Source organism: Robinsoniella sp. KNHs210, assembly GCF_000686105.1.
In the GTDB taxonomy this organism is placed as follows: Bacteria; Bacillota; Clostridia; order Lachnospirales; family Lachnospiraceae; genus Robinsoniella; species Robinsoniella peoriensis.
Genome location: NZ_JMLZ01000002.1, coordinates 2,447,148 through 2,470,817, shown reverse-complemented (window position 1 = coordinate 2,470,817; position 23,670 = coordinate 2,447,148). Strand labels below are relative to the sequence as shown.

The window sequence follows — 23,670 nt, the reverse complement described above, 5'->3', positions numbered from 1 at the left end:
GAATGAAATGGTATTATATCAAAGTCGCTTAAAACAAACGACAAGAAACACAAAAAAAGTCCAAAATGTGTAGGAAATTCAACTGAATAACACACATAAAACTTTTTGAAAAAGTTGTTGACAAGCATTTGGCAGTGTGATAGGATATAGAAGTTGCGCTAAAGAGTACAACAACAAAGAAAAGTAAGCAGAACCTTGATAATTGAACAGTGAAACAACCTTGAAAGATTCTATTAAAAGAGATTTCAAAATTAAGAACCGACACATTCGTGTGTCAACCTTAAAACAGTAATAAAGGGATAAAATTAGCTAGTAGTTGATTTTTGAACTAAGATCAAAACTTTATTTGAGAGTTTGATCCTGGCTCAGGATGAACGCTGGCGGCGTGCTTAACACATGCAAGTCGAGCGAAGCATTTAAACGGAATTCTTCGGAATGAAGTTTTAATGACTGAGCGGCGGACGGGTGAGTAACGCGTGGGTGACCTGCCTCATACAGGGGGATAACAGACAGAAATGTCTGCTAATACCGCATAAGCGCACAGTGCTGCATGGCACAGTGTGAAAAACTCCGGTGGTATGAGATGGACCCGCGTCTGATTAGCTAGTTGGTAAGGTAACGGCTTACCAAGGCGACGATCAGTAGCCGGCCTGAGAGGGTGAACGGCCACATTGGGACTGAGACACGGCCCAAACTCCTACGGGAGGCAGCAGTGGGGAATATTGCACAATGGGGGAAACCCTGATGCAGCGACGCCGCGTGAAGGAAGAAGTATTTCGGTATGTAAACTTCTATCAGCAGGGAAGAAAATGACGGTACCTGACTAAGAAGCCCCGGCTAACTACGTGCCAGCAGCCGCGGTAATACGTAGGGGGCAAGCGTTATCCGGATTTACTGGGTGTAAAGGGAGCGTAGACGGCATGGCAAGTCTGGTGTGAAAGGCAGGGGCTCAACCCCTGGACTGCATTGGAAACTGTCAGGCTGGAGTGCAGGAGAGGTAAGTGGAATTCCTAGTGTAGCGGTGAAATGCGTAGATATTAGGAGGAACACCAGTGGCGAAGGCGACTTACTGGACTGTAACTGACGTTGAGGCTCGAAAGCGTGGGGAGCAAACAGGATTAGATACCCTGGTAGTCCACGCCGTAAACGATGAATACTAGGTGTCAGGGAGCAAAGCTCTTTGGTGCCGCAGCTAACGCAGTAAGTATTCCACCTGGGGAGTACGTTCGCAAGAATGAAACTCAAAGGAATTGACGGGGACCCGCACAAGCGGTGGAGCATGTGGTTTAATTCGAAGCAACGCGAAGAACCTTACCAAGTCTTGACATCCCTCTGACCGGACAGTAACGTGTCCTTTCCTTCGGGACAGAGGTGACAGGTGGTGCATGGTTGTCGTCAGCTCGTGTCGTGAGATGTTGGGTTAAGTCCCGCAACGAGCGCAACCCTTATCTTCAGTAGCCAGCAATTCGGTTGGGCACTCTGGAGAGACTGCCAGGGATAACCTGGAGGAAGGTGGGGATGACGTCAAATCATCATGCCCCTTATGATTTGGGCTACACACGTGCTACAATGGCGTAAACAAAGGGAAGCAGCCCTGTGAAGGTGAGCAAATCCCAAAAATAACGTCTCAGTTCGGATTGTAGTCTGCAACTCGACTACATGAAGCTGGAATCGCTAGTAATCGCGAATCAGAATGTCGCGGTGAATACGTTCCCGGGTCTTGTACACACCGCCCGTCACACCATGGGAGTCGGAAATGCCCGAAGTCAGTGACCCAACCGTAAGGAGGGAGCTGCCGAAGGTGGAGCCGGTAACTGGGGTGAAGTCGTAACAAGGTAGCCGTATCGGAAGGTGCGGCTGGATCACCTCCTTTCTAAGGAAAGAATGAGTAGAGGTTGTTTTACTGTTCAATTATTAAGTAATGAAATGAGTATTTCGGGAAGCTGAGCGAAAGCCGGCAGAAAGAAATACAATAAACTACCTTAATAATATAAAATTTCTGGTGGCGATGCGCTTAGGGGAAACACCCGTACCCATCCCGAACACGATGGTTAAGACTTAAGCGGCCGATGGTACTGCACTGGTAACGGTGTGGGAGAGCAGGTGGCTGCCAGATTTTTATGGGGGTGTAGCTCAGTTGGGAGAGCACCTGCCTTGCAAGCAGGGGGTCAAGAGTTCGAATCTCTCCATCTCCATTCGGTTTTTTGAAATGGCAGCATTTGACTGTTAAAATTTAAAAAACCACGAAAAGAACATGTACCTTGAAAATCACATATAGAAATAATCAAAAATATCTAAATTAGATAAGACATCCGAGGTAGTTATCTTTTAAAAAGGTAATTATTTTAAACTAGCAACAAAACTAAACCAACACCAAACAACGCTATGTGAGGTGGAAAAGTGTGAGAGTAACCCTTTCACATGAAAATGGTTAAGCGAACAAGAGCGCAGGGTGGATGCCTTGGCACTAAGAGCCGATGAAAGACGTGATAAGCTGCGAAAAGCTTCGGGGAGGAGCAAATATCCTACGATCCGGAGATATCTGAATGGGGAAACCCACTTGAGCAAACCTCAAGTATCCATACGCCAATAAATAACGTATGGAAGGGAACCCGGGGAACTGAAACATCTAAGTACCCGGAGGAAAAGAAAGAAAACTCGATTCCCAAAGTAGCGGCGAGCGAAATGGGAGGAGCCTAAACCGGAATGCGTGCATTCCGGGGTTATGGACTGCATAACGTGACTTGAATGGTAAAAGAACGGTTTTGGGAAATCCGGCCAGAGAGGGTGAAAGCCCCGTATTTGAAACCAGAAGAGAGCAGGCAGTATCCAAAGTACCACGAGACACGAGAAACCTTGTGGGAAGTCGGGGGACCACCCCCCAAGGCTAAATACTACTTAGTGACCGATAGTGCATAGTACTGTGAAGGAAAGGTGAAAAGAACCCCGGGAGGGGAGTGAAAAAGAACCTGAAACCCTGTGTTTACAAGCTGTGGAACCACTTTATATGTGGAACCGCGTACTTTTTGTAGAACGGTCCAGCGAGTTACGCTGGCTGGCAAGGTTAAGCACTCAAGGTGTGGAGCCGGAGGGAAACCAAGTCTTAACAGGGCGAAAGAGTCAGTCAGAGTAGACCCGAAACCGGGTGATCTATCCATGTCCAGGTTGAAGTTACCGTAAAAGGTAATGGAGGACCGAACGCACATCCGTTGAAAAGGGTGGCGATGAGGTGTGGATAGGGGAGAAATTCCAATCGAACCCGGAGATAGCTGGTTCTCCTCGAAATAGCTTTAGGGCTAGCCTCATATTAGTCTAACGGAGGTAGAGCACTGAATTTCCTAGGGGGCGTCAAAGCTTACCAAAGAATATCAAACTCCGAATGCCGTATAGATGATGTATGGGAGTCAGACTGCACGAGATAAGTTGGGCAGTCAAAAGGGAAAGAGCCCAGACCTCCAGCTAAGGTCCCAAAGTGTGTGTTAAGTGGAAAAGGATGTGGGATTTCGAAGACAACTAGGATGTTGGCTCAGAAGCAGCCATACATTAAAAGAGTGCGTAATAGCTCACTAGTCGAGAGGTCCTGCGCCGAAAATGTCCGGGGCTGAAACACAACACCGAAGCTGAGGAATGACATAGTCATTGGTAGAGGAGCATTCTTAACTGAGACGAAGCTGTACCGTAAGGAGCAGTGGATTGTTAAGAAGAGAGAATGCTGGAATGAGTAGCGAGAGGAAGGTGAGAATCCTTCCGGCCGAATATCCAAGGTTTCCAGAGTAAAGCTGATCTGCTCTGGGTAAGTCGGGGCCTAAGGCGAGGTCGAAAGACGTAGTCGATGGACAACAGGTTGAGATTCCTGTACTATAGTATAACAGAACTGTGGGGACACAGATGGAAAGCACAATCCGGGAATGGAAAAACCGGTACAAGCGGGGCAGGAGTAGTAAAGGCAAATCCGTACTACAATCCGAAGACGTGACGTGGAGCGAACTAAAGTAGCGAAGTGTGTGAGCCAGCTGTCAAGAAAAGCCGCTATTGTTTATATTATACCCGTACCGTAAACCGACACAGGTGGATGAGGAGAGAATCCTAAGGCCGACGGAAGAAGCATTGTTAAGGAACTCGGCAAAATGACCCCGTAACTTCGGGAGAAGGGGTGCCTCGAAAGAGGCCGCAGAGAATAGGCTCAAGCAACTGTTTAGCAAAAACACAGGTCTATGCAAAACCGCAAGGTGAAGTATATGGGCTGACGCCTGCCCGGTGCTGGAAGGTTAAGAGGAGATGTTAGCGCAAGCGAAGCATTGAATTTAAGCCCCAGTAAACGGCGGCCGTAACTATAACGGTCCTAAGGTAGCGAAATTCCTTGTCGGGTAAGTTCCGACCCGCACGAAAGGCGTAATGATTTGAGCACTGTCTCGACAATGCATCCGGTGAAATTGAAATACCAGTGAAGATGCTGGTTACCTGCGCCAGGACGGAAAGACCCCATGGAGCTTTACTCCAGCTTGATACTGGGATTCGGTATTGCATGTACAGGATAGGTGGGAGACTAAGAATTCACAACGCCAGTTGTGAAGGAGTCATTGTTGGGATACCACCCTTGCAGTATTGGATTTCTAACCAGCCACCGTGATCCGGTGGTGGGACAATGTCAGGCGGGGAGTTTGACTGGGGCGGTCGCCTCCGAAAGGGTATCGGAGGCGCTCAAAGGTCTTCTCAGAATGGTTGGAAACCATTCGCAGAGTGCAAAGGCAGAAGAAGGCTTGACTGTGACACCGACGGGTGGAGCAGGTACGAAAGTAGGACTTAGTGATCCGGTGGTATAAAGTGGGATTGCCATCGCTCAACGGATAAAAGCTACCCTGGGGATAACAGGCTTATCACTCCCAAGAGTTCACATCGACGGAGTGGTTTGGCACCTCGATGTCGGCTCATCGCATCCTGGGGCTGTAGTAGGTCCCAAGGGTTGGGCTGTTCGCCCATTAAAGCGGTACGCGAGCTGGGTTCAGAACGTCGTGAGACAGTTCGGTCCCTATCCGGCGTGGGCGCAGGATATTTGAGAGGAGCTGACCTTAGTACGAGAGGACCGGGTTGGACTGACCTCTGGTGTACCGGTTGTTCTACCAAGAGCATGGCCGGGTAGCCAAGTCGGGAAGGGATAAACGCTGAAGGCATCTAAGCGTGAAGCCCCCCTCAAGATGAGATATCCCCCGCATAAGCGGTAAGACCCCTTGAAGACGACGAGGTAGATAGGTTAGAGGTGGAAGTGCAGTAATGTATGGAGCTGACTAATACTAATAGGTCGAAGGCTTATCCATAAGGTTTAGGATAATGTCAATAAAGTTGATATGATCAACGAAGTTGGTAATGCAAGAACGGATGATAATTTGATGAATTTCTATGTGTGATTTTGAAGGTATATGCATGTGAGGCAGCTAAGGATAGCTGCTTTTTTTGTATAAAATTTAATTATAAAGATGATGCAAAATTCAATATCAGGGAGAGACCTATGACAGAACGAGAAAAAATGCTGGCAGGAATGCTTTATGATTGTGGAGATGAAGAATTACAATGTCTGGATTGGAGGGGGCGCTATTATTCTTCCGGAAGTGGAAATTGGTGACAATGTAGTAATAGGAGCAGGCAGTGTGGTAACCAAATCCATCCGGGAAAATTCCGTGGCACTTGGAAGTCCCTGCAGAGTAGTTAGGGAAAATAAGAATCAAGAGTAATATAAAAGTTTTGGAATGAAATATATTTTTAAATATGATGTTTTACGTTCGGTGTAGAGTAAGCTATGGTTACAATTGTTACCTTAACTTACTTTACGCCTTTTTGTTTTTCAGCAGTGGCGGTACCACATATGCAATGCTCTTATATACTCTTCTTCCGCCATGCCTGTGTTCGCCCGTGGGCAGGACACCACATGTGTAATGTTCTTCTATACTCTATACTTCTAATAATTCCAGTGATTCTGTTATCCAGTCCAATGTCATGTTTTCCCGCATAATTGCACTTCGTAAAATTAGATAATCTCCAAATGCAGATGTTCCTGGTTTTGGAAGTTCCTGAAATTCAGCCATATTTTTTTCCAGGTTTTTTAGTTTTTCGAAATGTTTTGACTGTTCGCTGAGAAACATGTCTTTCATTTCCGCTGTTGTGTAATTTTCACAGAAATAAATGCGAAGCCTGAATTTATCTTTTGGGGTAGGATCTAAGGGCTCATCTTTGGAGAGCCAGTTCATCAGATCGGCTTTTCCGGCTTCTGTTATGGTATAGCGCTTTTTCTCCTGAATTGTGCCGGTTATTTCCACTTCACATGAAATCAATCCTTCGTTACATAATTTGTTTAGTTCAGGATAAATCTGGCTGTGTTTTGCATACCAGAAGTTATTAAGAGTTTGATTAAAATATTTCATAATGTCATAGCCGGTGGATGGGGAGCGATTAATTATTCCCAGTAAAGCATATTTTAGTGTTCTCATTTAGAAAGACTCCTTATGAAGTTATATAGTAATTTTAATTATTAATATCATTTCAGGTATCAGATCAATACCATCATACCTTCTTGCTTATTTTATCATAGTTTTCTTTAAAAATATAGACATATGAAAAAAATATATAAATATAAACATGTAAATATTGACATAGTTTAAAAGGAGTTTTATAATGAAGCTAATTTAAATGAAAGGAGTGGAGCAAGATGTATGTTAAGGATAGTATTTTAAAGGTGGTAGAAACTATTCGAAGTGAGGTTAAAAGGGAGGGGAAATGCTGACAGCATTTGCTGCCAGATATTTAGCATAACCTAGGAAGAACACAAAGTATGTTATAAGATATTAAGCAAAACCCAGGAAGAACACAATGTATGTTATAAGATATTAAGCAAAACCCAGGAAGAATACAAAGTATGTTTAAGAAATGGAGAATAGATATGAATCAGAAATATAAGAATTTATTTACACCGGTGAAAATCGGGAATGTACAGCTGAAAAACAGGTTTGCCATGGCGCCTATGGGACCGCTGGGATTGGGAGATTTTCAGGGAGGATTTAATCAGCGAGGTATTGATTATTATGTAGAACGTGCCAAAGGAGGAACGGGCCTGATCATTACCGGTGTAACCTTTGTAGATGAAGAGATTGAGCAGCATGGTGTTGGCAATACACCGTCGTCCACGTTTAATCCGATTCAGTTTATCCGTACTGCAAAAGAAATGACGGAGCGGATTCATGCTTACCAGGCTAAAGTGTTTTTACAGATGTCCGGTGGTTTTGGACGTGTTACGATACCTACAAATCTTGGAGAATTTCCTCCGGTTGCACCGTCTCCGATCCAACATCGCTGGCTGGATAAGACTTGCAGGGAGATTACTGTCCAGGAAATACATACCTTAGTGAAGCAAATGGGAAAAGGTGCGTACAATGCAAAGCGTGCAGGATTTGACGGCGTTCAGATTCATGCGGTACATGAAGGGTATTTAATTGATCAGTTTGCCATCGCACTTTTTAATCATAGAGAAGATGAATATGGCGGCTCCCTGGAAAACAGGCTTCGATTTGCAAAGGAAATTGTGGAAGAGATCAAACGGACCTGTGGAGCAGATTTTCCGGTTACACTGCGCTATTCACCGAAAAGTTTTATAAAAGATTATCGGAATGGTGCATTGCCGGGAGAAGTATTTGAGGAAAAGGGACGTGATCTGGAAGAGGGAATAAAGGCGGCAAAAATGCTGGAAGGATACGGTTACGATGCCCTGGATGTAGATGTTGGTTCTTACGATTCCTGGTATTGGAGCCATCCGCCGATGTATCAGGAAAAAGGACTTTACAGACCATATGCAAAGCTTATGAAAGATACCGTACAGATCCCCATTATCTGTGCAGGAAGAATGGATAACCCGGATATGGCATCGGAAGCAGTTGAAGACGGAACCTGCGATATGGTATCTCTTGGCAGACCGCTGCTGGCAGACCCGGACTATGTACAGAAGCTGCGAAGTGGAATGGAGAAGAGAATCCGTCCCTGTATTTCCTGTCAGGAGGGATGTATGGGAAGAATCCAGCAATATTCTGCATTAAACTGTGCGGTGAATCCCCAGGCAGCGCGGGAACGTGTAAATGCTTTTACACCGGTATTTCGTCCGAAAAAAATCCTGATAGCCGGAGGCGGGGCAGCTGGCTGTGAAGCGGCCAGAGTATTGGCAATCCGCGGACATCAGGTGGCGCTGTATGAAAAAGGAAAAGCGTTAGGCGGCAATCTGCTGGCAGGTGGAGCACCTGATTTTAAAGAAGATGATATTGCATTGGCGAAATGGTATGCGGGAGAGCTTCAGGAATTAAACGTAGAGGTACATTTAGAGACGGAACTAACAAGAGATATGGTATTAGAAAAGAATGCGGACTGTGTTATTGTGGCAACCGGATCAAAGCCGAAGGTATTTTCACTTGGGGATGATGACCATACCTATACAGCATCTGAGGTACTACTGCAGGAAAAAGAAGTTGTGAATACCTGTGCAGTAATCGGAGGAGGCCTGGTTGGCTGCGAGACAGCCCTTCATCTTGCGAAACAGGGAAAGAAAGTGACTATACTGGAAGCCCTTGATAAGATCATGGAACTCAATGGTCCGATCTGTTCGGCAAATAAGGAGATGCTGGAAAAACTGCTGCCGTTTTACAATGTTGAAATTTGTACCGGGGCCAGGGCAAGCTCTTTTGCGGATGGAATTTTAACATATGAAACAAAAGAGGGTACAAAATCATTGACCTGCGACAGTGTGATTTTATCAGTAGGTTATCAGGAAGAAAATTCCTTATATAAAGAGTTAGAAGAACTTCTGCCTGAAATATACCTGCTTGGAGATGCGAAAAAAGTAAGTAATATTATGTATGCGGTTTGGGATGCATTTGAGGTTGCAAACCACATATAAGAAGTGTATAGGCCGGATAAATGAGGAATCCACAATTAACAGCTTCTGCATTAACAGCTATCTGCGGTTGTCTTTCTCGTAAAGATACGCTATAATTACAAACGTAGCAAATACGGGAGTGAAGATGATATAAATAGAAAGGATTTTTGGCATGTTAAAGACAATTTTAGATAAAGTAAAGGAAGCTGACCTTATTTTAATAGGAATAGGAACTGATTTTAAGGGAGCTCATAAAAAAGAGGATGTAAAAAAGGCCTATGATAAATTAAAAGAGCTGGTTGGAGGTAAGTCATATTTTGTAGTGACATTGAATACGGATGATTTCATTTATGAATCTGATCTGGAGAAGGAGCGGATTGTGGCACCCTGCGGGAGTGATGCGGTAAATAATGTGGTTACCAATGAGAATTATGATGAATCGATCTATCTTCCCCAGTGGGAGGTGTATACAAAATGGCTTCAGAATACGCTGAACAGAAAGCTTTGTATTCTGGAATTAGGTGTAGGATTCCAGTATCCTTCTGTTATCCGCTGGCCCTTTGAAAAAACGGCATATTTTAACCAGAAATCCAGTTTTATACGGGTTCATGACAAATTAGCGCAGCTGACACCGGAGATCCGGGAGAGAAGTATTTCTGTCAGTCAGAATCCGGTTAGCTTATTGATTGAAGAATAAGATTATGTAAAATCTTGAATTCATATCTAATAAAAGGAAAACTGCACATTGTTGTGAAAATATATGTGATAAACGTGAAATTATCTTTCTAATTAAGGATAAATATGGTAAAATATTTCTGGAACCTGTTTAGATAAGCATGGAAAAGTACTCATCAATCTGAAAGTCTTGATGAAAGCAATGATTAATTTCTAAACAGCTTTTTGTTGATGAACCGGATCATGTATTGAAATAAGGAGGATTGCGTATGGAAACACGTGCAGTAAAAATTAAGTCAAAAGCAAATTCAATGGTAGCGATTAAGGTCATCCAGGGACATTTTGCAACAAATCATTCTCATATCAATTATTATATTGACATGACCACTTTAAAGGCAAGACAGAGTGAAGCGGCTGCTGCGGCAGAACTTCTGGCGAGAAAGTATGAGATGACGACTTTTGTGGATACGATTGTCTGTATGGATGGCTGTGAAGTAATCGGGTCATACCTGGCCCAGCAGCTTAGCCAGGCAGGCATTATGTCTATGAACCAGCATAAGACAATTTATATCGTTACACCGGAACTGCATACAGGCGGTCAGTTGATTTTCCGGGATAACATGCAGATGATGATCCGCGGAAAGCATGTGGTTCTCTTACTATCCTCCATTACAACCGGTAAGAGCATTAGCAGAAGCCTGGAGTGCATCCGGTATTACGGCGGAGAGATTGCGGGAATTTCTGCAGTTTTCAGCGCGTACCATCCAAAAGATGTGGAGATTAACTCTATTTTTACGGAGAAGGACATTCCGGATTATCAGACCTATGATTTTTCTGCCTGTCCGATGTGTGCCAGGAAAGTTCCTGTGGATGCGATTGTAAACAGTTATGGATACTCGAAGATATAAAGGTGCATGGACTTGAGCCTGTCCCTTGCCAAAGGTGACTTTAACTGGGCAGGCGGAGTTACTGTATATAGGCTTGCCTGTGAACAGTAATTATTTTACCGCGATACAGTGCGAAATTCGTCGATTTGGAATTGTATCTTGAAAATAAATATGATAAACTGTAAAGGAATGCTGCAAAATAGAGGCAGCATTCCTTTTTCAATGGATTTTATAATAATGATAACCCGGATAAGGAAGTGACAACATGATAGCGATTATTGATTATGATGCAGGTAATTTGAAAAGTGTAGAAAAGGCTTTGATGCACCTTGGAGAAAATCCGGTAGTATCAAGGGACAGAGAGGTAATTCTAAAGGCGGATAAGGTTATTCTGCCCGGTGTTGGCTCCTTTAAGGAGGCAATGGAGAGATTAAAGGAATATAAATTAGTTGACGTGATTCATGAAGTGGCAGATATGCAGAAACCTTTTCTTGGAATCTGCCTTGGTTTGCAGCTGCTGTTTGAGAGCAGTGAAGAGAGCCCGGGCGTAGATGGCCTTGGCATATTGAAAGGCAGGATTGTGCGGATTCCGGATAATCATGATTTGAAAATTCCCCATATTGGATGGAATTCTTTGAAATATCCCAATGAGGGAAAGCTTTTTGCGGGACTTGAAGAGGATGCGTATGTTTACTTTGTACACTCTTATTATCTGCAGGCAGAGGAACCGGAAACAGTGGCTGCTACTACCTGGTATGGAACGGATATCCATGCAGCTGTGGAAAAGGGAAATGTGTTTGCCTGTCAGTTCCATCCGGAGAAAAGCAGTGATACAGGACTTCAGATACTGAAAAATTTTGCAGGGTTATAGGAGGATATTTAAGATGTTTACAAAAAGAATTATTCCCTGTCTGGATGTACATAATGGACGTGTGGTAAAAGGTGTTAATTTTGTCAACCTGAAGGATGCAGGGGATCCGGTTCAGATTGCGGCGGCATATGATAAGGCCGGTGCTGACGAGGTCGTATTTCTGGATATAACGGCTTCTTCCGATGCAAGGGAGACTGTTGTGGACATGGTCCGGAAAGTGGCTGAAAATGTCTTTATTCCCTTCACAGTGGGTGGTGGAATCCGTTCGGTAGATGATTTTAAGGCGCTTCTTCGGGAAGGTGCCGATAAAATTTCAATCAACTCCTCTGCAATTGACAATCCCAGACTGATCAGTGAAGCGGCAGACAAATTTGGCAGCCAGTGCGTTGTGGTGGCAATTGATGCCAGAAAGCGGGAAGATGGCTCAGGCTGGAATATTTATAAAAACGGCGGCAGAATTGATGTGGGAATGGATGCTGTTGAGTGGGCAATGAAAGCAGATAAAATGGGGGCGGGCGAAATCCTGCTGACCAGTATGGACTGTGACGGGACAAAAGCGGGATATGATTTAGAGCTTACCAGAACCATTGCAGAAAATGTTTCCATTCCGGTTATCGCATCGGGTGGAGCCGGAACCATGGAGCATTTTTACGATGCATTAACAGAAGGAAAGGCAGATGCAGTTCTGGCGGCATCGCTGTTTCACTATAAAGAACTCGAGATAAAAGAACTAAAGAAATACCTGGCAGGAAAAAATGTGCCGGTAAGATTGTAAGGAGGAGTGAGTATGCCACCAATCAGTAACGACTGGTTAGTACCTTTAAAACCGGAATTTAAGAAACCATATTATGCAAATCTTTATAAGAAAGTAATGGAAGAGTATCAGACAAGACTGATCTTCCCGGCAGCAGATGATATCTTCAATGCATTTGCATTTACGCCTTTAGAACAGGTAAAGGTCGTGATTTTAGGACAGGATCCCTATCATGGGGACGGTCAGGCACATGGGCTTTGTTTTTCCGTAAAGCCTGATGTGGAGATTCCGCCGTCGCTTGTGAATATCTATCAGGAACTGAGGGATGATGTGGGCTGTTATGTTCCAAATAACGGACATCTGACGAAATGGGCAAAGCAGGGTGTTCTGCTTTTGAATACAGTTTTAACCGTAAGAGCGCATCAGGCAAATTCTCACAGAGGAATCGGCTGGGAAGAGTTTACTGATGCGGCAATCCGCATATTAAATCAGCAGGACAGACCAATTGTATATATCCTTTGGGGACGTCCTGCCCAAATGAAAAAGGCTATGCTTAATAATCCGAAACATCTGATTCTGGAAGCGCCGCATCCAAGTCCGCTGTCTTCCTACAGAGGTTTTTTTGGCAGTAAGCCTTTTAGTAAGACCAATGCATTTCTTAAAAGTAATGGGATGGAAACAATTGACTGGCAGATTGAGAATATCTGATGGTTTGCTGTACCCAGGGATCGATGCTTAAAACAAAAAATCCTTGATTTGGATTATAAAATTGCATTATGAAATTAGAAAAGAGAAAGAAATCCCACGACTAGCGGATTTCTTTCTCTTTTAACTTCTATTACATTTACTATAAATGGATTCCGAAACTTATGCATCCATTTCTTTTTTTAGATTTTTCTGAGCCGTGGAAAGCATCAGTTTAATACGGTTCAGCTGGTTAACCTCACTTGCTCCCGGATCATAATCAATTGCCACGATATTGGAAAGCGGGTATCTGTGCCGCAGTTCTTTGATAACACCTTTCCCTACGACATGGTTTGGCAGGCATCCAAATGGCTGGGTACATACAATATTATTGGTACCGCTGTGTATCAGTTCCAGCATTTCTCCGGTCAGGAACCAACCTTCTCCGGTCTGGTTTCCAATAGAGACAATTGGATTAGCAAATTCAGCCAGATCCTCAATTTTTGCCGGTGCATGGAAGTGAACGCTTTTTTCCAGTTCTTTGGAAGCGGCACTTCTTATAAATTCAAGTGCCTTGATACCTGCGTTTGCAAACTGGGCGGAGGATTTCTTCATCCCTAAGTTTTCTGCTTTGAAATTGGTGTTATAGAAACAGTAGAGCAGGAAGTCCATCAGATCCGGCACAACTGCTTCCGCACCTTCCGCCTCTAAAAGTTCAACCAGATGGTTGTTGGCAGCGGGCAGGAATTTAACCAGAATCTCACCTACGACACCGACTTTCGGCTTTCTGATATCCAGGATAGGCAGTGCATCAAAGTCCCTGATTAACTGGCGGCATAACTTTTTAAATTCCAGGAAAGACGGATGGCGCTGGGAGATAAACCGCATGCAGCGTTCTTCCCATTTCTGGTGCAGCGCATTGGCACTTCCTCTTACTTTTTCATAAGGACGCATACGGTAGAGGCATCGCATGAAAAGGTCACCGAATACTACGGCATACAGTCCTTTGGTTATCAGGGAATAGTTGATTTTAAATCCAGGGTTTTTCTCAAGTCCGCTTAAGTTAATGGAAATAACCGGGATATTCGGGTAACCTGCTTTTTCAAGGGCACGGCGGATAAAACCAATGTAATTACTTGCCCTGCAGCCGCCGCCAGTCTGGGAAATCAGGACTGCTGTTTTATCCAGGTTGTATTTTCCGGAGTGTACGGCATCCATAATCTGTCCCACTACGATCAGTGAAGGGAAGCAGGCATCGTTATTCACGTATTTCAGACCCATGTCAATTGCGGCCTTATCATCTGTATTTAATACCTCTAACCGATAGCCGGAAGTGTTGAAAGCGGCTTCCAGAAGACCAAAGTGAATCGGTGACATCTGGGGACAGAGGATCGTGTAATCTTTCTTCATCTGCTCGGTAAAAACAACGCGTTTCATATTAGCCGGCTGAATACAGCGGCATATTTTACGTTCTTCTCTTACGCGGATAGCAGAGAGAAGTGAGCGGACACGGATTCTGGCAGCTCCCAGATTGTTTACTTCATCGATTTTCAGGCAGGTGTAAATTTTACCTGAGTTGGCAAGAATGTCATTCACCGAGTCGGTGGTAACGGCATCCAGCCCGCAGCCGAAGGAGTTTAACTGGATAAGATCCAGATTTTCCGTAGTCTTAACATAGTTCGCAGCAGCATAGAGCCTGCTGTGGTACATCCACTGATCCATAACAATTAAGGGACGTTCCGGCTGATTTAAGTGGGAAACACTGTCTTCGGTCAGAACTGCTACTCCATAGGAGTTGATCAGTTCGGGAATACCGTGATTAATTTCAGAATCGATGTGGTATGGCCGGCCGGCAAGGACAATTCCGTGTCTTCCGGTTTCCTTTAAATAGGCAATGGTTTCTTCCCCTTTGCGGTACATTTCAAGCCTTGTACGCTCCAATTCATCCCATCCTGCCTGTACAGCTGATTTGATCTCCGCTGCCGGAATACGCGGAAAGGTTTTGTATAACTGTGAGCAGATGGTTTCTACACTGGTAAATGCCAGGAACGGGTTGGAGAAGTTAATCTTTTCAGTCTTAATTTCTTCAATATTATTTTTGATATTCTCTGCATAAGAGGTTACAATCGGACAGTTGTAATGGTTGTTAGCTTCCGGGAATTCGTTCCGTTCATAAGGAATACATGGGTAAAAAATGAAGTTAATTCCCTGACGAATCAGCCAGGTCACATGACCATGAGCTAATTTTGCCGGATAACATTCCGATTCACTTGGTATGGATTCAATGCCAAGTTCATAAATCTTATGGGTGGAAGGAGGGGAGAGCACAACTTTGTATTTCAACTGGTTAAAAAATGTAAACCAGAACGGGTAATTATCATACATGTTCAGAACCCTTGGAATACCTACGGTGCCGCGGACTGCTTCGTCCTCTTCCAGCGGTGTATAGGAAAACATCAGTTTATTTTTAAAGTCAAACAGGTTTGGAATATTGTCTTTATTTTTCTCTTTTCCAAGACCGCGTTCACAGCGGTTGCCGCTTACGAACTGGCGTCCGCCGGTAAAACGGTTTACCGTCAGGCGGCAGTGGTTGGTACAGCCTTTGCATTTCGCCATAGTAGTAGTGAACTGCAGCTTATTGATCTTGTCGATAGAAAGCATGGTAGTTTCTTTATTTTCGTCATAACGTTCTCTGGCGATCAGAGCGGCACCAAATGCCCCCATGATACCGGCAATATCCGGTCGGATTGCTTCACAGTCTGCGATCTTTTCAAAGCTTCGCAGAACAGCATCGTTGTAGAAAGTACCACCCTGAACCACAATATGACGTCCCAGTTCTGAAGCATCTGAGACCTTAATAACTTTATATAATGCATTTTTAATAACAGAATAAGCAAGGCCGGCAGAGATATCGGAGACATCTGCACCTTCCTTTTGTGCCTGCTTTACCTTGGAGTTCATGAATACGGTACATCTGGTACCAAGGTCAATGGGATGCTTCGCAAAAAGAGCGGCTTTTGCAAAATCCTGTACGCTGTAATTCAGGGATTTGGCAAAGGTTTCTATAAAGGAGCCGCATCCGGAGGAGCAGGCTTCATTTAACTGCACGCTGTCAACGGTATGGTTCTTGATTTTAATACACTTCATATCCTGGCCGCCAATGTCCAGGATACAGTCAACTTCCGGGTCAAAGAAAGCTGCAGCATAATAGTGGGAAACCGTTTCCACCTCGCCTTCATCCAGCATGAGAGCCGCTTTTATCAGAGCTTCCCCATATCCCGTAGAACAGGAGTAGGCGATAGCTGCAGAATCCGGCATCAGGGAATAGATTTCTTTGATTGCGGAAATCGTAGTGTTCAATGGACTACCGTTGTTGCTGCTGTAAAATGAATATAATAGAGAACCGTCTTCGCCTACGAGAGCAGCCTTTGTTGTTGTTGAGCCGGCATCAATGCCCAGGAAGCAGAGCCCTTCATAAGAACTCAGGTCATCTGTTACCACGTTATAGTTACTCTGTCTTACGTTAAACTTCGCATAATCTTCTTCCGATTCAAACAGTGGTTCCATTCGTGCCACTTCAAACTCCATCTTAATGGCAGAGGAGAGCTTCCCGGTCAATGCTTCCAATGAAGTTAAAACCTTTGGATCATGATTCAGTGCCGAACCAATCGCTGCAAACAAATGGGAATTGTTTGGCGTAATCGCATGTTCGTCATCCAGGTTTAAAGTACGGATAAATGCCTGTTTTAACTCGGAAAGGAAGTGAAGCGGTCCTCCCAGAAATGCTACGTGGCCGCGAATCGGTTTTCCGCAGGCGAGACCACTGATGGTCTGGTTTACAACAGCCTGGAAAATAGATGCGGATAAATCTTCTTTTGTTGCCCCTTCATTGATCAGAGGCTGGATATCTGATTTCGCAAAAACTCCGCAGCGGGCAGCAATCGTATAAAGAGAGCTGTAGTTTTTCGCGTACTCATTTAGTCCCGTAGCATCTGTCTGAAGGAGGGATGCCATCTGATCAATAAAAGAACCGGTACCTCCGGCACAAATACCGTTCATACGCTGTTCCACGCTGCCGCCTTCAAAGTATATAATCTTAGCGTCTTCGCCGCCAAGTTCAATGGCAACATCGGTCTGCGGTGCATAATCCTGAAGCGCTGTAGACACAGCGATTACTTCCTGGACAAATGGAACACCCAGGTGTTTGGCGAGGGTAAGTCCCCCGGAACCGGTAATCATAGGAGCCAGGGAAAGTTCCCCCAGCTGGTTAAAAGCTTTTTTTAATAAAGAAGACAAGGTCTCCTGAATATTGGCATAATGTCTTTCATAGTCTGAAAACAACAGATTCCGGTTGTGATCCAGAATTGCAATCTTAACAGTGGTAGAACCAATGTCAATTCCCAGACTATGTAAGGCAGTTTCATTTATATCGTTTTGCATTTATGTGCCTCCAATCTATGTGAGAGTTGCTGTGCAGCAGGCCAGAACAGCATGAATAGCCAAAGAGGCCGGCTGGTATACTACATCTTGTATGGCATTGAATACCACGCTACATTATACGACAAATCAAATTAAAATACAATCCTAAATTGCGGAAATGATTTCCTATTAAAAGATGATTAAAAGATGTCGGATTGCAAAACTTGTACTTTAAGGAAAGATATGTTAAAATACTCTGGAATGTTTTTTAACATAAACTAAAATAAACATAAAGCAGGTAATATCAATGTACAAACTTATAAAACAAGACGGTAAAGCAAAAAGAGGCGAGCTGCACACGGTACATGGAGTTATTCAGACTCCGGTATTCATGAATGTGGGGACTGCAGCGGCGATTAAGGGAGCTGTGGCAACAACGGACCTCCAGGAGATCGGTACGCAGGTAGAACTTTCCAATACCTATCATCTGCATGTACGTCCAGGCGACGATGTAGTCAGGAAAATGGGCGGACTGCATAAATTCATGGTATGGGACAAACCTATTTTGACCGATTCCGGCGGATTCCAGGTGTTCTCCCTGGCCGGACTTCGTAAGATAAAAGAAGAAGGTGTATATTTCAGTTCCCATATTGACGGCAGAAAGATATTTATGGGACCGGAAGAGAGCATGCAGATACAGTCGAATCTGGCATCTACCATTGCCATGGCATTTGATGAATGTCCATCCAGTGTGGCAAGCAGAGAATATGTACAGAATTCTGTTGACCGTACCACAAGATGGCTGGCAAGATGTAAGGAAGAGATGGCACGACTGAACAGCCTGGAAGATACCATTAATAAAGACCAATTATTATTTGCGATAAATCAGGGGGCGATTTACGAAGATATCCGTATTGAACATGCGAAAACGATTGCACAGATGGATCTGGACGGATATGCAATCGGCGGCCTGGCAGTAGGAGAAACACATGAGGAAATGTACCGGATACTGGACGCGGTGGTGCCGCACCTTCCTTTGGAAAAGCCAACCTATCTCATGGGAGTGGGAACACCGGCAAATATTTTAGAAGCAGTAGACCGGGGGGTGGATTTCTTTGACTGTGTATACCCCAGCAGAAATGGACGCCATGGGCATGTCTATACCAATCAGGGCAAGCTGAATCTGTTTAATGCAAAATTCGAACTGGATGGCAAGCCAATAGAAGAAGGCTGCCAGTGTCCGGCGTGCCGGCATTACAGCAGAGCATATATCCGCCATTTGTTAAAGGCGAAGGAAATGCTGGGAATGCGGCTGTGCGTACTTCATAATCTGTATTTCTACAATCACATGATGGAAGAAATCCGGGAAGCGATAGAACAGGGACGGTACACAGAGTACAAAAAAGCCAAATTAGAGGGTTTTGAACAGGGAAACATTAAAATTCGCTAAATTATTAAAAAATACTTGATGATTTGGCAGAATTTGTGTATTATGTAATTTATGAGTGAAAAAGAAATGGAGGAAGTCACACATGAGTAATGTTTTGAGTGCCGGCGGAGCTGCAGGTGGAATGGGTCTTTTAATTCTCTACGTAGTAGTAATTGGTGCAGCAATGTACTTTTTTGCTATCAGACCGCAGAAGAAGGAGCAGAAGAGATTAAATGCAATGCTGTCTGATCTTGCTGTAGGAGATAGTATCGTAACTACCGGAGGATTTTACGGTGTTATAATTGATATTACAGATGAAGACGTGATTGTAGAATTTGGAAGCAATAAGAATTGCAGAATTCCAATGAGAAAAGCTGCAATTGCAGAAGTTGAAAAGCCAGAAGCTGAATAAGGTTTATTGAAGATACCGGGATGCCGGTATCTTTTTTGTTGTGAATTTTCTGGAATTGGGAGCAATAATATTATCCTTTCATCCAAATATAATGGTATCTCAGTTGGTAAAAATATGATATAATAGCCTCTATATGCATCCTTAAATAAAAAGAGATTATAATACGGAAAGAGTGAAAATTATGAAAAAGAAATTGTTGGCTTTTGGGATTGCAGCAGGGTTATTTGCAGTTGCATTAGGTGGGTGTAGTTCAAAAGGAAAAGTAAAGTTAGATCCAAAGAATCCGGTGAATATTGACATCTGGCATTATTACAGCGGAAACCAGCAGAATGCGCTGGACAATATGATTAAAGAATTTAACAGCACGGTTGGACTGGAAGAAGGAATTGTTGTAAGTGCTTTAAACTGCGGGAGCATACCGGAGTTATCGGAAAAAGTGCTGGATACTGCGAACAAGAAAGTCGGAACTTCCGATATGCCCAGTATTTTTCTGGGTTATACCAATACGGTGTATGAAATAGATAAAAAGGGTCTGGTTGCAAATTTAGATGATTATCTGAGTAAAGAAGAACTGGAACAGTATGACCCGGCTTATATTGAAGAAGGACGAATGGGAGAAAAGAATGAATTGAAAATTTTCCCAACGGCGAAGTCAACAGAGATGATGATGCTCAATAAGACAGACTGGGACAAGTTCGCTGCGGAAACAGGGGCAGATATAAATGAACTAGGGACATTAGAAGGATTGATTGACGTTTCGGAACAATATTATGACTGGTCCGGCGGAAAGGCATTCTTTGGCAGGGATGCAATGGCGAATTATCTACTCATTGGAGCAAAACAGCTTGGGACAGAAATTTTTAAAGTGGAAAATGGAAAAGTGGAGTTTCAGCTAGACAAAGAAGTGATGAAAAAGATCTGGGACGGCTACTATGTTCCTTACATAAAAGGTTATTTCGGAGCCTATGGCAAGTTCCGTTCCGATGATGCAAAAGTAGGGGATCTTCTGGCTTTTGTGGGATCTACCACATCCGCTACTTATTTTCCGAAAGAAGTCTTTATCGATGACAGCAACAGCTATCCGGTTGAAGCAATGGCATTAAAAGCTCCGGTTTTTGAAGGCGGAGAAAACTATGCGGTACAGCAGGGAGCGGGCATGGCAGTTACCAAATCCACTCCGGAAAAAGAGTATGCTTCCGTAGAATTTATGAAATGGTTCACAGATACTGAGCAGAATATGGCTTTCTCCATTGAATCTGGATATCTTCCGGTTAAAAAAGAAGCAAAGACAAGTGAAAAGTTGAAATCAACCCTGGCAAATTATGAGGATGGGAAAATTGATTCCGTTATGAAAGAAACTCTGAATATTGCATTTGAGATGTCCGATACTTACAAATTTTATACAGCCAAAGCTTTTGAAGGAAGTGAAACAGCCAGGGATATTCTGGAATACAGTTTGTCGGATAAGGCAAAGGAAGACAAACAGGCTATTGATGCATTGATAAAAAATGGTACGGGCAGGGATGAAGCGATTGCCAAATATAATACACAGGAAAATTTTGAAGCATGGCTGAGCCAGTTAACAGAGAAGTTGGAGACAACGCAGGCCAATTAATGGGGAAGTAAGATGAAAAGATCAAAAACATCATTATTGAAGAAAATTTTAATTCCAATTTTGATCGTCATGCTATTTCAGGCAGGATTGTTTTACTGCGTTGTTTTTGAAAGCGGAACGATGGACAAGCTGAAGAATAATTCTTTTCATATCTTTAGTGAAAAAGTGAATAACCGTAGAAATTCTCTCCAAAACGATATGATATCAAGGTGGGGGAATGTCAAAGGTACTTCGGAGGATATTACATCAGCGGTTCAGACAATTTTAAGCAAACAGGGGAAGACACCTCAGGATATTGTGATGAACAGTGAATGCAGCAAAGAAATTTTAAATAAAATTTCAGACTATCTGTTGGAAATGATGAGAAGGAATGTGGTAAGCGGTGCATTTGTTATTTTTAACGGAGATGGAAGCGATGACAAAAGTGGAATCTATTTCAGGGATTCCGACCCGACTACCACCACAGGAGATTATTCAGACCTGCTTGCACTTCGGGGTCCTTCCTATATCACCAATAAATATCGTATTGCTCTGGACCGTTTTTGGACTCCGGGCTTTCAGATGGATGAGAGTGATACGGATGATGCCTTTTATTACCGCCCGTTTGAGGCGGCAAAAGAACATCCGGAAATTGAAAGTAAAGATCTTGGATACTGGAGCAGCCCATTTTACCTGAATAAAAGTGAAGCAGGAGATTCCGTTCCAATTATTACCTATTCCGTACCCATTATACTGGGGGGAGAACCAATCGGTGTTATGGGTGTGGAAATGTCTCTGGATTACCTGAATACAGAACTGCCTTTTAAGGAATTGGACAACCAGAACTATGGAAGTTATATACTGGCAATGGGGCAAAGTGATGTCGAAGAGGTTCCTCTGACCTACCGCTTAATTACCCAGACCGGAATTATGTCAAAACAACTGTTCCCGGAAATCGGCGGGCAGCTGGAACTGGAAGATAACCTTACCAATAACTATTTTTACCCAATTAAATCAGACGGTAAGAAAACTTATGGATGCGTGCAGACGATAAAACTGTATAATACACATACGCCCTTTGAGAATGAACAATGGGTTTTAATTGGTGTTGTTTCCGATGATCATCTGCTTTCCTTTTTTTATAGTTTCCGTACCAGTATTATGGTGATGATCATACTTTCGCTGCTGATTGGTGTTGCAGCAAGTTTTGTAGTGTCGAAACTGGTAGCGAATCCCATTACGGCGCTCAGCAGAAAGTTGAAAACACTGAATCCGGATAAACCCATTCATCTGGAAAGACTGGAAGTATCAGAAATAGATGAACTGTCAGATACAATTGAAAATCTCAGTGTGGAAGTGGCGAATAATGCCAATAAACTTTCTACAATCCTGGCAATGACAGATATTAAAATGGGCGCCTGTGAATATAATCATGAGAAGCCCGAAAGAGTATTTTGCACCGAGCAGTTTTGTGAAATCCTGGGAATTGAAAAGGATGAAAATTATGTAGAATCGGGTAAGGTGAAAGCGGCTATTCGAAAATTGCTGCCTTATCTGGTCAGCAGGGATAAGAATGAAGGGGTATATATCCTGCATATAGATGAAGCAAAGTACCCTTACTGGCTGAGAGCCAAGGTAGTCACAAAAGAAGGCAGAACCCTTGTTGTCCTTACTGATATCAGTAAGGATATGGAAGAAAAGATAAAGATAGAGCATGAAAGGGATTATGATATCCTGACTAATCTCTTTAACCGCAGGGCATTCTGTGCCAGACTGGACCGGCTGTTTGAAGAACCCCAGAAGTTGAAACAGGGCGCGATGGTAATGCTGGATCTGGACAATCTGAAGTATGTAAATGATACTTACGGTCATGATTATGGTGACGAATACATCAGACTGGCGGCAGATGTATTAAAGAAATATCCGGATCCCCAGTCAGTTATTTCCAGACTGTCGGGAGATGAGTTTATGATCTTTGTTTATGGCTATCAGAATCAGGAAGAGATCCAGCAGAAATTTGCAGAAATGTTTGCAAAATTCAAGGACGCGAAGATTACGTTCCAGGATATGACTTCCATTCAGGTAAGGGCTTCCGCCGGTATTGCAGCATATCCTAAGGATGCGGTAAATTATCATGATCTTATCCGGTATGCGGATTTTGCAATGTATCTGGTCAAAAAGACCAACAAAGGGCAGATGGAAGCTTTTAACGTGGATATCTATAATAAAGAATCTTATCTGTTACAGTGTAAAGAAGAACTGAATAAGCTGATTGAAGAAGAACTGCTGGATTACATGTATCAGCCGATTGTCTCTACAACTACCGGAGCGGTATTTGCCTATGAAGCACTGATGCGGCCCCGGACAACAAATATCAAAACGCCGTTTGAGCTTTTAACATTGGCAAGGGCGCAGTCGAAACTGCATGAAATTGAACGGCTGACCTTTTCAAAAGCACTGGAAGGATTTGTTAAGCTAAAGGAATCTTCCGGAGACGGCAGGCTGTTCATAAATTCCATTGCCAACCAGTGTATGAGTGAAAAAGAAATCGCTGACATTGAATCTCAGTACGGAAAATATTTATCCAGGATTGTTTTAGAAATTACCGAGGAAGACAAACTGGATGCACCGCTTATGGAGCGGAAGAAGGAAGCATTAAAATCCTGGGGAGCACAGCTTGCAATTGACGATTTTGGAACCGGATATAACTCCGAAGGAGTTCTCTTAAGTATCCGTCCCGATTATATTAAGATAGACAAATCCCTTGTAGAGGGTATCTGCCAGGATAAAAATAAACAGATGCTGCTGCGCCACCTGGTTACTTATGCACAGGAACATCAGATTAAAACCATTGCGGAGGGTGTGGAAACGGCAGATGAAATGCAGGCTCTGATTCTGGAAAAGATTGATTACCTGCAGGGGTATTATCTGGCAAGACCTGGATTTATTCCACCCGGAATACCGGAAAAAGTACGCAGGCAGATCGTAGATTTAGGAAAAAATCGGTAAAAATAGGGATTATAGTTGAAAAGTGCAT

General features: G+C 43.5%; 13 protein-coding genes, 1 tRNA gene, 3 rRNA genes and 1 pseudogene. 16 read left to right on the top strand and 2 right to left on the bottom strand.

The window, feature by feature from the left end:
• Positions 1-342 precede the first annotated feature (342 nt).
• From CD03_RS0117745 to CD03_RS0117725, 6 genes and pseudogenes are all read left to right on the top strand, one after another.
• Positions 343-1,873, top strand: a 16S ribosomal RNA gene (locus CD03_RS0117745).
• Positions 1,874-1,998: 125 nt separating this feature from the next.
• Positions 1,999-2,116, top strand: a 5S ribosomal RNA gene (gene rrf, locus CD03_RS0117740).
• 6 nt (positions 2,117-2,122) lie between these two features.
• Positions 2,123-2,195: transfer RNA gene (locus CD03_RS0117735), tRNA-Ala, on the top strand.
• A 234-nt stretch (positions 2,196-2,429) separates the two neighbouring features.
• Positions 2,430-5,315, top strand: a 23S ribosomal RNA gene (locus CD03_RS0117730).
• The 16S, 23S and 5S rRNA genes sit together here with 1 tRNA gene alongside, the layout of an rRNA operon.
• Positions 5,316-5,506: 191 nt before the next feature.
• On the top strand, positions 5,507-5,620 hold the full coding sequence (locus tag CD03_RS39995) for a maltose acetyltransferase domain-containing protein (RefSeq protein ID WP_138003437.1): 114 nt from the start codon (positions 5,507-5,509) through the stop codon (positions 5,618-5,620).
• A pseudogene (locus CD03_RS0117725) lies at positions 5,568-5,729 on the top strand (DapH/DapD/GlmU-related protein); the annotation flags it as partial. The gene CD03_RS39995 and the pseudogene CD03_RS0117725, both read left to right, overlap by 53 nt.
• Before the next feature lie 216 nt (positions 5,730-5,945).
• Here the strand turns inward: CD03_RS0117725 and CD03_RS0117720 are convergent.
• Entirely contained in the window at positions 5,946-6,482 is a 537-nt protein-coding gene (locus CD03_RS0117720; protein ID WP_027294793.1) for a PadR family transcriptional regulator, read from the bottom strand.
• 449 nt (positions 6,483-6,931) lie between these two features.
• On the opposite strand from CD03_RS0117720, the gene CD03_RS0117715 reads away from it, so the two are divergent.
• The 6 genes from CD03_RS0117715 to CD03_RS0117690 all read left to right on the top strand — a co-directional run bounded on the left by CD03_RS0117715 (position 6,932) and on the right by CD03_RS0117690 (position 12,803).
• On the top strand, positions 6,932-8,929 hold the full coding sequence (locus CD03_RS0117715) for an FAD-dependent oxidoreductase (RefSeq protein ID WP_027294792.1): 1,998 nt from the start codon (positions 6,932-6,934) through the stop codon (positions 8,927-8,929).
• A gap of 151 nt (positions 8,930-9,080) precedes the next feature.
• Positions 9,081-9,605, top strand: coding sequence for a hypothetical protein (locus tag CD03_RS0117710; protein ID WP_044289470.1), 525 nt, complete (start codon positions 9,081-9,083; stop codon positions 9,603-9,605).
• 247 nt (positions 9,606-9,852) lie between these two features.
• Positions 9,853-10,491: a hypothetical protein gene (locus CD03_RS0117705; RefSeq protein WP_027294790.1), complete on the top strand. Its 639-nt coding sequence runs from the start codon at positions 9,853-9,855 to the stop codon at positions 10,489-10,491.
• Positions 10,492-10,735: 244 nt separating this feature from the next.
• A complete protein-coding gene (gene hisH, locus CD03_RS0117700; protein ID WP_027294789.1) occupies positions 10,736-11,341 on the top strand; it encodes an imidazole glycerol phosphate synthase subunit HisH in 606 nt (201 codons plus the stop codon).
• Between the two features lie 13 nt (positions 11,342-11,354).
• Entirely contained in the window at positions 11,355-12,116 is a 762-nt protein-coding gene (gene hisF, locus CD03_RS0117695; protein WP_027294788.1) for an imidazole glycerol phosphate synthase subunit HisF, read from the top strand.
• 12 nt (positions 12,117-12,128) lie between these two features.
• On the top strand, positions 12,129-12,803 hold the full coding sequence (locus CD03_RS0117690) for a uracil-DNA glycosylase (RefSeq protein WP_027294787.1): 675 nt from the start codon (positions 12,129-12,131) through the stop codon (positions 12,801-12,803).
• Between the two features lie 159 nt (positions 12,804-12,962).
• Here the strand turns inward: CD03_RS0117690 and CD03_RS0117685 are convergent, their stop codons facing one another.
• Positions 12,963-17,219, bottom strand: coding sequence for a 2-hydroxyacyl-CoA dehydratase (locus CD03_RS0117685; protein WP_242849117.1), 4,257 nt, complete (start codon positions 17,217-17,219; stop codon positions 12,963-12,965).
• A 286-nt stretch (positions 17,220-17,505) separates the two neighbouring features.
• Between CD03_RS0117685 and tgt the strand changes: the two genes are divergently transcribed.
• The 4 genes from tgt (at position 17,506) to CD03_RS0117665 (ending at position 23,642) form a co-directional block, all read left to right on the top strand.
• Positions 17,506-18,648, top strand: coding sequence for a tRNA guanosine(34) transglycosylase Tgt (gene tgt, locus CD03_RS0117680; protein WP_027294785.1), 1,143 nt, complete (start codon positions 17,506-17,508; stop codon positions 18,646-18,648).
• Positions 18,649-18,730: 82 nt separating this feature from the next.
• Positions 18,731-19,039, top strand: coding sequence for a preprotein translocase subunit YajC (gene yajC, locus CD03_RS0117675; protein ID WP_044289468.1), 309 nt, complete (start codon positions 18,731-18,733; stop codon positions 19,037-19,039).
• Between the two features lie 181 nt (positions 19,040-19,220).
• Positions 19,221-20,654 (top strand): extracellular solute-binding protein, encoded by a 1,434-nt coding sequence (locus tag CD03_RS0117670; RefSeq protein WP_027294783.1) that lies wholly within the window; start codon positions 19,221-19,223, stop codon positions 20,652-20,654.
• A 12-nt stretch (positions 20,655-20,666) separates the two neighbouring features.
• Positions 20,667-23,642, top strand: coding sequence for an EAL domain-containing protein (locus tag CD03_RS0117665; RefSeq protein ID WP_027294782.1), 2,976 nt, complete (start codon positions 20,667-20,669; stop codon positions 23,640-23,642).
• The last annotated feature ends 28 nt before the right edge of the window (positions 23,643-23,670 follow it).